We start from the raw sequence: 13,620 nt of genomic DNA on the forward strand, positions 1-13,620 counted from the left end.
ATGACGCTAGCCTGCGCACAGTGGCCCTGCAAGGGCTCGGTCCGATCTCCCCCCGGAGGAAAGCGATGACAGTCACGCTGGCGGATGTTGCGGCCCGCGCCCGGGTGTCCCCGGCGACCGTCTCCCGGGTGCTCAACGGCAACTACCCCGTCGCCGCGACGACTCGGGAGCGGGTACTGCGCGCCGTCGACGAGCTGGACTACGTACTCAACGGGCCGGCCAGCTCGCTCGCCGCGGCCACGTCCGACCTGGTCGGCATCCTGGTCAACGACATCGCCGACCCGTTCTTCGGGATCATGGCCGGAGCGGCGCAGACCGCGATCGGCGAGGGCGCTTCCGGCCGCGCGGGCGGCGAGAAGCTGGCGGTGGTCTGCAACACGGGCGGCTCGCCCGAGCGCGAACTGACCTACCTCACCCTGCTGCAGCGGCAGCGGGCCGCGGCGGTCGTCCTCACCGGTGGAGCTCTCGAGGACCCGGACCACATCGCCGCGATGTCGGCCAAGCTGGCCAAGCTCGCCGACGCGGGGACGACGGTGGTGCTGTGCGGCCGGCCGCCCGTGCCGGGCGAGTCCGTCACGGCGACGCTCACCTTCGACAACCGGGGCGGCGGGCGGCGGCTCACCGAGCACCTGATCGCGCTGGGGCACCGGCGGATCGGGTACGTGGCCGGGCCGGTGGAGCGGACGACGACCCGGCACCGCCTCGAGGGCCACCGGGCGGCGCTCACTGCGGCAGGGATCGACCAGGGCCCCGATGATCACGCGCGGCTGACCGTGCACGGCTCGTACGACCGGCGCTCCGGCTACGACGCCACGCTGGAGCTGCTGCGCCGCGACCCGGATCTGACGGCGATCGTCGCCGCCAACGACACGGTGGCACTGGGCGCCTGCGCGGCCCTGCGGGACCAGGGCCTGCGCATTCCGGAGGACGTGTCGGTGGCCGGCTTCGACGACCTTCCGTTCTCGGTGGACGCGGTCCCGGCCCTGACGACGGTACGGCTGCCGCTCCACGAGGCCGGGGTACGGGCAGGGCGGCTGGCCATGGGCAAGGAGGCGCCGCCGCCCGGGGGTATCGCCACGATCGGCGCGGAGCTCATGGCGCGGGCGTCGACGGCGCCGCCGAAGAGGGGGTAAGGCCGGGGCACGGCCGGGCGGGGCGGCCTGAGCGGCGCGACCTGGGCGCGGCGGCCTGAGCAGGGCGACCTGGGCGCGGCGGCCTGAGCAGGGCGGCCAGAGCGCGGCGGCCCGAGCGGGGCCGAATGCAAGGCGACGCGGGCGGGCCCGCACGCCGGCCGGGCATGGTCGTGGCGCGTCCGCGGTCCGCCAGGCTCGGGGCTCGGGGCTCGGGGCTCGGGGCTCGGGGCTCGGGGCTCGGGGCTCGGGGCGAAGTTATCCACAGGCCTTGTCGGGGGTTGCCGCCCGGACCTAGCCTTGACTCAGTCAAAGAAAGGTCAGGGGTGGATCATGGCTATTCACGAGGTCCGCGCTTTCAACCGCTTCTACACGAACCTCATCGGCGCGCTCGACTACAGCAAGCATCTGTACACGCCGTACACACTGACCGAGTCCCGCGTGCTGTACGAGCTGGCGCACGCCCCGCGCACGGACGCAGCCGACCTCCGGATGGAGCTCTCCCTGGATGCGGGGTATCTGAGCCGGCTGCTCGGCAAGTTCGAGCGGGACGGTCTGGTCGAGCGTGCCCCCTCGGAGGTGGATTCGCGGCGCCAGCGCATCACGCTCACCGAGCGCGGGCGTGAGGCGACCGCGCTGCTGGACGAGCGGTCGCGGGAAGCCGTCGGCAAGCTGCTGTCCGCCGTGCCGACGGACGACCGCCCCCGTCTGACGGAGGCGATGCGCACGGTGCGGGGCATACTGGGCGAGGCCCGCCCCGACCAGGACCGCCACCGCGAGGGACCCGTGCTGCGCGATCCAGTCCCCGGCGACCTCGGCTGGATCGTCCAGCGCCATGGCGCGCTCTACGCCGCGGAGTTCGGGTGGAACACGGACTTCGAAGGCCTGGTCGCCCGCATAGTCGCGGACTTCGCCCAGGACCACGACCCGCATCTGGAGCGCGTGTGGATAGCGGAGCTGGACGGCCGCCCGGTCGGGTCGGTGATGTGCGTACGGGACGAGGCACCGGCCACCGCCCGGCTGAGACTGCTTCTGGTCGAGCCGGAGGCACGCGGGCACGGCCTCGGTGACCAACTGGTCGGCGCAGTGGTGGACTTCGCCCGCGATGTCGGTTACCGCGAGCTGGTCCTGTGGACGAACGACGTACTGACCGCCGCCCGCAAGATCTATCAGCGTGCCGGTTTCACCCTCGTCGCCGAGAAGCCCCACCGCTCGTACGGGGCGGATCTGGTCGGCCAGGACTGGCGGCTGCCCCTCCAGGAAGGATCACCCAAGTGAAGCTCGCCTTCTCGACGCTCGGAGTTCCCGGGATGCCCGTCCCCGAGGTTGCCGCCCTCGCCGCCGCGACCGGCTACCAGGGAGTGGAGCTGAGGGCCGACGCCGAGGAGCCGGTTCATCCGGGAATCGGCATGCGCGAACGGGTGGCGGTGGTGGACGAGTTCGCCCGCGCAGGCGTGGAGATCCTGACGGTCGCCGGCTACGCACGGGTGGCGGCCGCGGGCGACGACGAGGCCGTACGCCGGGAGATCGACGAACTACTCGGTCTGGCCAGGGACTTGGGCGCCTCGTACATACGGGTCTTCCCCGGTGGCGGCGACCAGGACCAGGACACGGCGGACGCGACGGCAGCGCGACGGCTGGCCGCGGCGGCGGAGACCGCGGCGGACCTGGGCGTGCGGATCCTGCTGGAGACGCACGACTCGCACCGGACCGGCGAAGCGGTCTCCCGCATCCTGGGCACGGTCGGCCACCGCCATGCGGGGGCGCTGTGGGACGTCATGCACCCGTGGCTGGGCGACGAGGCCCCGGCGACCACCCATGCCGCCCTCGCCCCGTTCCTCGGCTATGTCCAGGTCAAGGACATCGCCTCGCGGGAGAACCGCACCCCCCTCCCCCTGGGCAGCGGCGTCCTGCCCCTCGCCGAGTGCCTGGCCCTCACGGGCGAGGACGGCTGGGTGTGCTGGGAGCACGAGAAGCGTTGGCATCCACAGGCGCCGGACCTGCCGGGGCTGCTGGAGGCGGGGAGGAAGCACCTGGAGTCGTTGTCCGCGCCAGGGAGGTGAGCGCGACTCCGCCGACGAGGAGGGCTGCCGCGCACCAGCGGAGGGGGCTGACCGACTCGTCCAGGAAGAGGGCCGCGGACGACATGCCGAAGACCGGGACGAGAAGGGAGAACGGAGCCACGGACGAGGCGGGGTGGCGGCGAAGGAGCCATCCCCAGGCACCGAAGCCGAAGACCGTGGTGATCCAGGCGACGTAGACGATGACGCCGACGCCCGGCCAGTCGAGGGCGCGGAGTGCGGCGAGGTCCTGGTCCGGGCCTTCCAGCAGAAGGGAGAGGGCGAACAGGGGGAGCACGGGAACGGCCGACACCCAGACCATGAAGTTGAGGGCGTCGGGCGGGGACGCCCTGCGGGTGAGGACGTTGGAGACGCCCCAGCAGGCCGCCGCGGCGATCACCAGGGCGAAGCCGGTCAACGGGCCCGAGCCGCCTTCGTCGACCGCGGCCACCCCGATGCCCGAGAGGGCGATCAGCATGCCGAGTACGCGTGTCCGACCCGGTCGCTCGCCCAGGGCCAGGAATGCGAAGAGCGCGGTGAAGACGGCCTGGATCTGGAGGATCAGGGAGGACAGTCCGGCCGGGGCGCCTTCGTTCATACCGGTGAAGAGCAGGCCGAACTTGGCGACGCCCAGCACCAGGCCGACGGCGACGACCCACTTCCAGGCCACCTTGGGGCGGCCGACGAAGAACACCGCCGGCAGGGCGGCGACGAGGAAGCGCAGGGCCGAGAAGAGGAGAGGGGGGAAGTGCTCGAGGCCGATCTCGATAACGACGAAGTTCACGCCCCAGACGGCGGCGACGAGGGCAGCGAGTGCGACATGGGCGGGGCGCATGGATAGATCTTCGCCGGTGGCAACCATGTAGCACCAGTGCGGATTACTTCATGGTTGATGGAAGCAACGCTAAAGCGGAGCCGGTGGGGGGTGGAGGGGAGGTGAGTAGGCTGGAGGCGGTGGTTCCATCGGCAACCCGTGGAGATTCCCCGTGAGCCAGGACCGGCACGACCAGCACCCGCAGGTCACGCGGAACCCCCAGGCCGCCCGCCACCACGCCCCCGTCCTCATCGGCTGGAGCCACGGCGACCGGGTCGTGCGCTGGACGGACGACGGGCGGACCGTGGAGAAGGTGTACGCGCGCCCCACCCAGGCCGCGCTGGCGTGGGACGGCCGGGTTCTCGTCGTCGAGGCGCTGGACGACACGCCGTACACCCCGTCGGACAACGCGGTCGTGTACGAGGCCGACGGGAATGAGCTGGTGCGGCTCAAGCCTCCGCGGGACCTGGTTGCGGAGCCGTCGTGGGTGTTCGGGTTCTACACGGCTCACCTCGGCACCGATGGGCAGCCGGTGCTCGTCGTGGCGACCCAGGTCGGGGACTTCTGGGGACGTCCGGACCTCACGGCGGGCACGCTCGTGGACGTACACGAGTGGCGCTGACGTACGTCGACGTACGCACAAACCCGGACGGGGTCACACCCGGGAGGGGTCACACCCGGGAGGGGTCACACCCGGAAGGGATCACACCCGGACAGGGTCACAACGGCATCATCCGCATCATTGCTCAGGAATGCAGGAAATCTTCGCAGTACGGGGAACCTGCGGCGATCCCGCACCGTCCAAGTCCCGTCCTGCCGGTGAGTCACCGCAGAGCGGTGTCGGCCCTCGCTGCTGGCTGCGATCGCTGACTCCCCTCTCCAGCCGCCTGCGGCCGGCAGTCCACGCCGCCACCGGTGCGCCCCCTCCCTAGCGCCGGTGGCGGCCCTCCTCCGGGCACGTCCCACTCCCCGGCCCCGAACCCACGGCCCACGTCACGCCGCCATGCCCCGCCGTCGCCGGGCTCCGTCACGCCCACCCCGCGCACCCGTCCCTGCCGGATCCCTTGACTGGCAGTTACTTTCCGGATATCCGTGGCTCCTTGGAAGTTTCCTTCACGGGAGGAGCACCAGTGCAGGACCGAACGACCCCCTCCAGACGTACTCTCCTCGCCGCGACCGCCGCCGGAGCCGCGGCCGTCGCGCTCGCCCCGGCCTCGGCCCTCGCCTCCGCCCCGGGCGACGCCGAAGCCGCCACGCGCAACCGCCTCAAGCACCTCATCTCGCGGATGAGTCTGGAGGAGAAGGTCGGCCAGCTCTTCGTCATGCGGGTGTACGGGCACTCCGCCACCACCCCCGACCAGGCCGACATCGACGCCAACCTCAAGGAGATCGGCGTCAGGACCGCCGCGGAGCTGATCGAGCGTTACCACGTGGGCGGCATCATCTACTTCGCCTGGGCGCACAACACCCGCGAACCCCACCAGATAGCCGACCTCTCCAACGGCATCCAGCAGGCGGGCCTCGCCCAGCCCACGCCCGTTCCCCTGCTGATATCCACCGACCAGGAGCACGGCATCGTCGCCCGGGTCGGCAAGCCCGCGACCCTCGTGCCGGGCGCGATGGCGCTGGGGGCGGGCGGCTCGCGCTCACGCGCCCACGAGGCCGCGCGGATCGCGGGCACCGAGCTCGCCGCGATGGGCATCACGCAGAACTACGCGCCGGTCGCCGATGTGAACGTGAATCCGGCCAACCCCGTCATCGGCGTACGCTCCTTCGGCGCCGACCCGCAGGCCGTGGCCGGGCTCGTCGCCGCCCAGGTGCGCGGCTACCAGGGCGCGGGCATCGCCGCGACGTCCAAGCACTTCCCGGGGCACGGCGACACGAAGGACGACAGCCACTACGCCCTGCCCACCATCCACCACACGCGTGAGCAGTGGGGCGAGCTGGACGCGCCGCCGTTCCGGGCGGCCGTCGCCGCCGGGATCGACTCGATCATGACCGCGCACATCGTGGTCCCCGCGCTCGACCCGAGCGAGGACCCGGCGACGCTCTCCCGGCCCATCCTCACGGGCATCCTGCGCGAGCAGCTCGGCTACGACGGGGTCGTGGTCACCGACTCCCTGGGCATGGCGGGCGTGCGCCAGAAGTACGGTGACGAACGTGTCCCGGTACTCGCGCTGAAGGCGGGCTGCGACCAGCTGCTCAACCCGCCGAGCCTGAGCATCGCCTGGAACGCTGTGCTCGAGGCGGTCAAGAGCGGCGAGCTGACCGAGGAGCGCGTCGAGGAGTCGATCCTGCGCATCCTCCTCCTGAAGTCGAAACTCGGGCTGTTCCGCGACCCGTTCGTCTCGCACGAGGGCGTGGACCGCATGGTCGGGACCCACAGCCACCTCGCCGCCGCCGACCGGATCGCCGAGGAGACCACGACCCTGCTGGTGAACGAGAACGGCTTCCTGCCGCTCTCCCGCCGCAGCCACGGCAACGTCCTCGTCGTCGGCGCGGACCCGGCGTCCCCCTCCGGCACGACCGGCCCGCCCACGGCCACCCTGGCCAAGGCCTTCACCGAACTGGGCTTCACCGCCACGGCCGTGTCCACCGGCATCACCCCGACCGCCGCAAAGATCGACGAGGCGGCGGCCGCCGCGGCCGGCAAGGACGTCGTGGTCGTCGGTACGTACAACGTCTCGGCGACCAGCCCCCAGCGCACCCTCGTGTCCCGGCTCGCCGCGACCGGCGTGCCCGTGGTCACGGTCGCCATCCGCAACCCGTACGACATCGCCCAGCTGACCGGCACCGGCTTCGCCGCCTCGCTCGCCGCGTACAGCTGGACGGACGTCGAACTCCGCGCCGCCGTAAGGGTGATCGCGGGGCACGCCGGGCCGGAGGGCAGTCTGCCGGTGCCCGTGCAGCGCGCGGCCGATCCGACGCAGGTGCTCTACCCGGTCGGATACGGGCTGACGTACTGACCGGGCCGACGCAGTAAGACGTAGCGCGGGGTACGCCGCGCTACCGGCGCACCACCCCCACACGACGGAAAGCCCCCCGCTCCCCTGGCGTGTGCCCGCTTCCGCGGGCCACGCTGGGACGGACCGACCGGGGGGAAGTGCATGCGTATGCGTCAGCTGGGCGTGGGGGTGGTGTGCGTCACGCTCGTCCTCGGCGGCGCCCTAGGCTGCCAGGGGCCGTCGGGGCGCGGCGGCTCGGACGCGGACGGATCCCGGCAGACCGAGACCGGGACAGGCTTGGTGCCGGCCGGGCCGTCCGGGTACGGGGCGGTGTTCCTGGGGCCCGGCGACTGCAGCAGCCGCGGCGGCGGGGGCGACGTCCGTGAGGTGCCGTGCACGAGCGAGAAGGCGTCCGCCCGGGTCGTCGTGCGCCACGAAGGGCGCCGGGCGGACGGCCCGGCCTGCCCGACCGCGACCGACTTCGTCCTGCACATCTCCCAGAGCCGACCGTCGGCCGACGAGGACGGCGACGGGACCGTGCCGCAGGGCTATGCGTGCATGCGCAATCTGGAGCCGCCCCATCCGGGTGACCCGGGCGGGGGCGGCGGACCGCACACCGTACCGGGCGACTGCGTCTACACCTCCCGCAAGGGGCAGGTGAAGGAGACGGCGTGTGACGGTTCGGGCGAGCAGCGGCCCGAGTTCGAGGTGGCTTCCGCGGTGGAGAGGCGGGCGCAGTGCCCGCCGGCGACCGATCTGTACGTCCAGTTGGACGGCGAAAGGCCGGTGGGCTGCGCCCGCCGTGTGTAACCACACAGCGAACGCAGCCCACAGCGACAACGGCCGCGCACCACGCGGTTGTGCACCGCGTGGCCGCTCCCTACGGCCGCAGCGTGAACGGCTCCCGCTCGAGGTCCAGCCTGTCGAGCTTCGCGTCGGGCTGGGTCAGCCGCTTCGCCTTGGACGGGTCGGCCTGGACGGCGGCCGGCGCGACGCCCGCCCACTCCAGGATCCGGGCGGTGGCCTTCGCCTTCTCCTCAGGGTTCAGACGGGCCACGTTGGCACCGTGGTTGGCACCCGGCGCCGTGAAGACGTAGCTGTCCCGCACCCCCTTGCCGAGGCGGAAGGGCTCCGCACCCCACGGGTCGTTCTGCCCGTAGACGAAGAGCATCCGCTGGGCGTTGTGCCTGACCCAGCTGTCCACGTCGTTCATGACCCACGGCTTGAACCGCATGGGGATGTCCCCCGGCACGAAGTTCCGCGGCGGCTGGTAGCCGTAGCGGCTGAGGCCCTCGAGGTGCGGCAGCGTGATGTCGGGCGAGCCCAGCTCCGTGCCGGCCTGGTAGTAGTACGGCGTGTACGGGGCCAGCCCCTGGTCGGTGTAGAAGGAGAAGCCGGAGATCGCGTCGACGCTGTCCCAGATCTCCTGGTCGGTGGCGGTGGACGCGACCGGCACGGTGTCGCAGTCGGCCAGCAGGCTGTACTGCCAGAAGGCCCAGGTGTAGTCGAGGACGACGGCCTCGAACGCCTTGTCGAGCGATCCGACCGTGCTGAAGGTGTAGCCGTTCTCGGCCGCGTAGGCGGTGTAACGGGCCTCCAGCGGCTCGCGCCGGACGAGGGCCTCGCGCTGCACCGCGTTCAGCCTGTCGCGGCACTCCTTGGTGCCGACCCCCTCGAAGAACCGGTCGTAGGCCGAGTCCTCCTGGTTGTTCACGTCGTTGGGGGCGACGTACGCGACGACGCCGTCCATGTCACGCGGGTAGAAGCGCTCGTAGTAGGTGGCGGTCATACCGCCCTTGGAACCGCCCGTGGCTATCCACTTCTTGTCGTAGATCTTCTTCAGCGCGGTGAAGACACGGTGCTGGTCGCTCGCGGCCTGCCAGATGTCGAGCTTGGACCAGTCCGCCGGGTCGGGCCGGGACGGAGTGAAGAAGCGGTACTCCAGCGAGACCTGGTTGCCGTCCACGATCTGCGTCGGCTCCCGACGGCCGGGGTTCGTGGAGACGTTGTAGCCGCTGGTGTAGAAGACGGTCGGGCGTGACGTGTCCTTGTGCAGCAGGGTGATGCGCTGCTGGAACGTGCCCTTGGACGGATGCCGGTGGTCGACCGGCTGGGTGAAGTTGAGGACGAAGTAGCGGTAGCCGGGGTACGGCTTCTCCTCGATCAGGCTCACTCCGGGGATCGCGAGAATCCGGTCCTTGATGTCGGTGGACGCTTCCGATGAGCCGGTGGCCGGCTCGGCGGCGGTGGCCGCGCTCGCCGTCGCTCCCGCCATGCCTATGAGCACGACCAGCGACAACAGCCATCTGAGCGTTCTGCGCATGCACCCTCCCCTTGGTTCACAACGGTGTCGGTGAACCTAGCGGGCGCAACACCCGTATCGCCAGACCCAGTTGGATCGCCGTACAACAGCCGGCGCCGGCGCCGGCGTGCCGGCGCCGGCGTCAGCAGAGGATCCAGCCGGTCGAGACGCTCTTTCCGGCGATGGAACCCGAGGCGCGGACGCAGCGATTGAGCGCATGGACGGTGACCGGTCCGGCCTGCCGGGTGAAACGCCCCTTGTCCACTGCGGCGTGGCCGCCGCGCGGCTGGAGGGACACCGACATGACCCGCCGGGTGCCGGGCTGCCTGGCGACGGTGAGGGCGCACACGTACTGCCGGGTCTTGAAGACACGCAGCTCACCCGTGGCGAACCCGACGGTCTTCGACGGGCGTCCGGAGCACACGGATGCGGCCGCGGCCTCCTGCGTCGCCGGACCCGTCAGCGACAGCGCCACGACGACCGAGAGCACCGCGAGCACATGCACCAGCAGTCTTCCGAACACCCTTGCTCCCCTCAGACACCAAGCCGTACTGACGTACGACGCAGCGAGGGCCCGGACGGTTGCCGTCCGGGCCCCGCGGCCCGCCCTGCGCGTGTCCGGTTCAGGCCGGAGTGGGTGCCTCTTCCCCGACGAACGTCCGCCACAGCTCGGCGTACCGCCTGCCCAGGGCCAGCAGTTCGTCGTGCGTGCCGTCCTCGACGACCCGGCCGTGTGCCATGACGACCACGCGGTCGGCGCGGGCCGCGGTGGTGAGGCGGTGGGCGACGACGAGGGTCGTGCGGCGGCCGGCGAGCCGGTCCGTGGCCTGGTTGACCTGTGCCTCGGTGGCCAGGTCCAGTGCGGCGGTCGCCTCGTCGAGCAGCAGCACGTCCGGGTCCACGAGCTCCGCCCGCGCCAGGGCGATGAGCTGGCGCTGGCCGGCCGAGAGGTTGCGGCCGCGCTCGGCGACCTCGTGGAGATAACCGCCGTCCAGCGTGGCGATCATGTCGTGGGCGCCGACCGCGCGTGCCGCCGCCTCCACCTCCGCGTCGGTCGCCTCCGGACGCCCGTACGCGATGGCGTCGCGCACCGTGCCCGGGAAGAGGTACGCCTCCTGCGGGACGACACCGAGCCGGTGCCGGTACGCGGTGAGGTCCAGCTCGCGCAGATCGGTGCCGTCGGCGGTGACCCGTCCGCTCGTCGGGTCGTAGAACCGCGCCACCAGCTTGACCAGCGTGGACTTACCGGCGCCCGTCTCCCCGACGAAGGCGACCGTCTGCCCGGCCGGGATCCGCAGGTCGACTCCGGTCAGGGCCTCTTCGTCGTCGCCGTAGGCGAACGACACGTCCTCGAAGGCGATCTCGCCGCGCAGCGACAGCACATCGAGCGGCTCGCGTGCCTCGGCCGTCGACGTCGGCTCGCGCAGCAGCTCCTGGATGCGGCCCAGCGACACCGTCGCCTGCTGGTAGCCGTCGAAGACCTGCGACAGCTGCTGCACGGGCGCAAAGAACAGGTCGATGTACAGGAGATACGCCACCAGCGCACCCGTCGTGAGGGTCCCCGCCTCGATCCGCCCGGCGCCGACGATCAGTACGGCCGCGGCCGCCACCGACGACAGCAGCTGGACGAAGGGGAAGTACACGGAGATCAGCCACTGGCCGCGCACCCGCGCCTCGCGGTAGCTCTCGCTGCGCTCCACGAACCGCCGGTTGCCCGAGCCCTCGCGGCGGAACGCCTGCACGATCCGCAGCCCGCTGACCGACTCCTGGAGGTCGGCGTTGACGACGCTGATCCGCTCACGGGCCAGTTCGTACGCCTTCACCGACTTGCGGCGGAAGAAGAACGTGCCGACGAACAGGACCGGCAGGGTCGCGAAGACCACCAGCGCCAGCTGCACATCGATCACGACCAGCACGGCCATGATGCCGAAGAAGGTGACGACCGACACGAAGGCGGTGACCAGACCCGTCTGCAGGAAGGTGGACAGGGCGTCCACGTCCGTCGTCATCCGGGTCATGATCCGGCCGGTCAGCTCGCGCTCGTAGTAGTCGAGCCCGAGCCGCTGCAGCTGCGCGAAGATCTTCAGCCGCAGCGCGTAGAGGATGCGCTCGCCGGTGCGCCCGGTCATCCGGGTCTCACCGATCTGCGCGGCCCACTGCACCACGACCGTGAGCATGGCGAAACCGGACGCCGCCCACACCGCGCCCAGCGCCACCTTCTCCACACCGTCGTCGATGCCGTGCCGGATCAGCACCGGCAGCAGCAGGCCCATGCCCGCGTCCATCGCGACGAGCAGCAGGCTGACCAGCAGCGGCGGTCCGAAGCCGCGCAGCAGCTGGCGCAGCCCGTACGCTTCCTCGGCCCTCACCGCCCGTGCCTCGTCGACCTGGGGAGTGTCGGTGGCCGGGGGCAGCGCCGCGACCTGGGCCAGCAGCTCGGGGGTGGCGCCGGTGACCTCGTCCTCCTCGGCCTCCTCCTTGCGCACCCAGAGCGGGGGCGTGATGCCGCGCTCGGCGTCGAACTCCGCCTCCAGCTCCTCCAGGACCGTCCGGTCCTCAGGCAGCTCCACGGGAACGGCGTGTCCCGGCGACACACCGCCCAGCTCGTCGGGGTCGGTCAGCAGCCGCCGGTACAGCGCGGACCGTTCCTGCAGCTCCTCATGGGTGCCGATGTCGGCCAGCCGGCCCTCGTCGAGGACGGCGATCCGGTCGGCGAGGCCGAGCGTGGAGCGGCGGTGGGCGATCAGCAGAGTCGTGCGCCCGGCCATGACGCCGCGCAGCGCCTCATGGATCTCGTGCTCGACGCGCGCGTCCACGGCGGACGTCGCGTCGTCGAGGAGCAGCAGCCGGGGGTCGGCGAGGATCGCGCGGGCGAGGGCGATGCGCTGGCGCTGGCCGCCGGAGAGGGTGAGGCCGTGCTCGCCGACCTTGGTGTCGTAGCCGCCCGGCAGCTCGTCGATGAAACGGTCCGCCTGTGCGGTGCGCGCGGCCTGGACGATCTCCTCCTCCGTCGCGTCGGGCTTCCCGTACGCGATGTTCGCGCGGACGCTGTCGGAGAAGAGGAAGCTGTCCTCCGGTACGAGGTCGATGGCGGCCCGCAGTGAGTCCAGGGTCAGTTCGCGGACGTCGTGGCCGCCGACGAGGACGGCGCCGCGCGTCACGTCGTAGAAGCGCGGCAGCAGCAGCGAGACGGTGGACTTGCCGCTGCCGGAGGAGCCGACGACGGCGACGGTCTCGCCCGGTCGGATCTCCAGCGAGAAGCCGTCCAGCACGGGCCGTGCGGCGTCCCCGTCCCCGTAGGAGAAGCTGACGTCGTCGAACTCGACCGTCGCCGGGGCGTTCGCGGGAAGCTCCTTCGTACCGTCCTTGATCGTCGGCTCGGTGTCGATGAGCTCCAGGACCCGCTCCACACCGGCACGCGCCTGCTGGCCCACGGTCAGCACCATGGCGAGCATCCGCACCGGGCCGACGAGCTGCGCGAGATAGGTCGAGAAGGCGACGAACGTCCCGAGGGTGATCTGCCCGCGCGTGGCCAGCCAGCCGCCCAGCGCCAGCATCGCCACCTGCCCGAGCGCGGGGACGGCCTGCAGGGCGGGGGTGTACGTGGCGTTCAGCCGGATCGTGCGCAGCCGGCCGGCGAACAGCCTGCGGCCGACGTCCCTGAGCTTTCCGGTCTCCTGCTCCTCCTGGCCGAAGCCCTTGACGACGCGGACGCCGGAGACGGCCCCGTCGACCACGCCCGCGACGGCGGCGGCCTGCTGCTGGGCGTACCAGGTGGCGGGGTGCAGCTTCACCCGGCTGCGCTTGGCGATGAACCACAGGGCGGGGGCCACGGCGATCGCGATCAGGGTGAGCGGCAGCGACAGCCAGGCCATGATGCCGAGGGAGATGAGGAAGAGCAGGACGTTCCCGATCGTCATCGGGAGCATGAAGAGCAGGCCCTGGATGAGCTGGAGGTCGCTGGTGGCGCGGCCGACGACCTGGCCGGTGGACAGCTCGTCCTGGCGCCGGCCGTCGAGCCGGCTGATCGTGCCGTACATCTCGGTACGGAGGTCGTGCTGGACGTCGAGGGCGAGCCGTCCGCCGTAGTAGCGGCGGATGTACGTGAGGACGTAGACGACGACCGCGGCGGCGATCAGCAGTCCGGTCCAGACGGCCAGGGACCGTGTGTGCTCGACGATGATGTCGTCGATGACGACCTTGGTGATCAGCGGGACGACGGCCATCACGGCCATGCCGCCGAGGGACGACCCGAGGGCGAGCACGACGTTCTGCCGGTACCGCCAGGCGTATGCGGCCAGCCGTCGTGCCCACGATTGCTCTGACGCCGCCGCCACGGGTGCCTCCCGGCTCCGGATTTTGATCCTGA

Annotated in this window: 9 protein-coding genes and 1 pseudogene; 6 read left to right on the plus strand and 4 right to left on the minus strand. The window is 71.5% G+C overall.

The window, feature by feature from the left end; genetic code table 11:
* The first annotated feature begins 65 nt into the window (after positions 1-65).
* The 3 genes and pseudogenes from ACFV9O_RS08550 to ACFV9O_RS08560 all read left to right on the plus strand — a co-directional run.
* Entirely contained in the window at positions 66-1,133 is a 1,068-nt protein-coding gene (locus ACFV9O_RS08550; RefSeq protein ID WP_385414090.1) for a LacI family DNA-binding transcriptional regulator, read from the plus strand.
* A gap of 330 nt (positions 1,134-1,463) precedes the next feature.
* Positions 1,464-2,408 (plus strand): GNAT family N-acetyltransferase, encoded by a 945-nt coding sequence (locus ACFV9O_RS08555; RefSeq protein WP_385414091.1) that lies wholly within the window; start codon positions 1,464-1,466, stop codon positions 2,406-2,408.
* A pseudogene (locus ACFV9O_RS08560) lies at positions 2,405-3,184 on the plus strand (sugar phosphate isomerase/epimerase family protein); the annotation flags it as partial. The gene ACFV9O_RS08555 and the pseudogene ACFV9O_RS08560, both read left to right, overlap by 4 nt.
* Here the strand turns inward: ACFV9O_RS08560 and ACFV9O_RS08565 are convergent.
* A complete protein-coding gene (locus ACFV9O_RS08565; protein ID WP_385414093.1) occupies positions 3,066-4,025 on the minus strand; it encodes an EamA family transporter in 960 nt (319 codons plus the stop codon). The pseudogene ACFV9O_RS08560 and the gene ACFV9O_RS08565 overlap by 119 nt on opposite strands.
* Before the next feature lie 151 nt (positions 4,026-4,176).
* Between ACFV9O_RS08565 and ACFV9O_RS08570 the strand changes: the two genes are divergently transcribed.
* The 3 genes from ACFV9O_RS08570 to ACFV9O_RS08580 all read left to right on the plus strand — a co-directional run bounded on the left by ACFV9O_RS08570 (position 4,177) and on the right by ACFV9O_RS08580 (position 7,759).
* On the plus strand, positions 4,177-4,626 hold the full coding sequence (locus ACFV9O_RS08570) for a hypothetical protein (protein WP_385414096.1): 450 nt from the start codon (positions 4,177-4,179) through the stop codon (positions 4,624-4,626).
* Between the two features lie 508 nt (positions 4,627-5,134).
* The gene (locus ACFV9O_RS08575; protein ID WP_385414098.1) at positions 5,135-6,970 is read left to right on the plus strand and encodes a glycoside hydrolase family 3 protein; all 1,836 of its coding nucleotides are present in this window, start codon (positions 5,135-5,137) and stop codon (positions 6,968-6,970) included.
* A 147-nt stretch (positions 6,971-7,117) separates the two neighbouring features.
* On the plus strand, positions 7,118-7,759 hold the full coding sequence (locus ACFV9O_RS08580; protein ID WP_385414300.1) for a hypothetical protein: 642 nt from the start codon (positions 7,118-7,120) through the stop codon (positions 7,757-7,759).
* Between the two features lie 70 nt (positions 7,760-7,829).
* Here ACFV9O_RS08580 and ACFV9O_RS08585 read toward each other — a convergent pair whose 3' ends face one another.
* The 3 genes from ACFV9O_RS08585 to ACFV9O_RS08595 form a co-directional block, all read right to left on the minus strand.
* Positions 7,830-9,272 (minus strand): S28 family serine protease, encoded by a 1,443-nt coding sequence (locus ACFV9O_RS08585; RefSeq protein WP_385414101.1) that lies wholly within the window; start codon positions 9,270-9,272, stop codon positions 7,830-7,832.
* A gap of 121 nt (positions 9,273-9,393) precedes the next feature.
* A complete protein-coding gene (locus ACFV9O_RS08590) occupies positions 9,394-9,774 on the minus strand; it encodes a hypothetical protein (RefSeq protein WP_385414104.1) in 381 nt (126 codons plus the stop codon).
* A gap of 100 nt (positions 9,775-9,874) precedes the next feature.
* Complete coding sequence (locus ACFV9O_RS08595) at positions 9,875-13,588, minus strand: ABC transporter ATP-binding protein (RefSeq protein WP_385414107.1); 3,714 nt, start codon at positions 13,586-13,588, stop codon at positions 9,875-9,877.
* Positions 13,589-13,620: the final 32 nt, after the last annotated feature.

The sequence above is a fragment of the Streptomyces sp. NPDC059909 genome (assembly GCF_042730885.1).
In the GTDB taxonomy this organism is placed as follows: Bacteria; Actinomycetota; Actinomycetes; order Streptomycetales; family Streptomycetaceae; genus Streptomyces.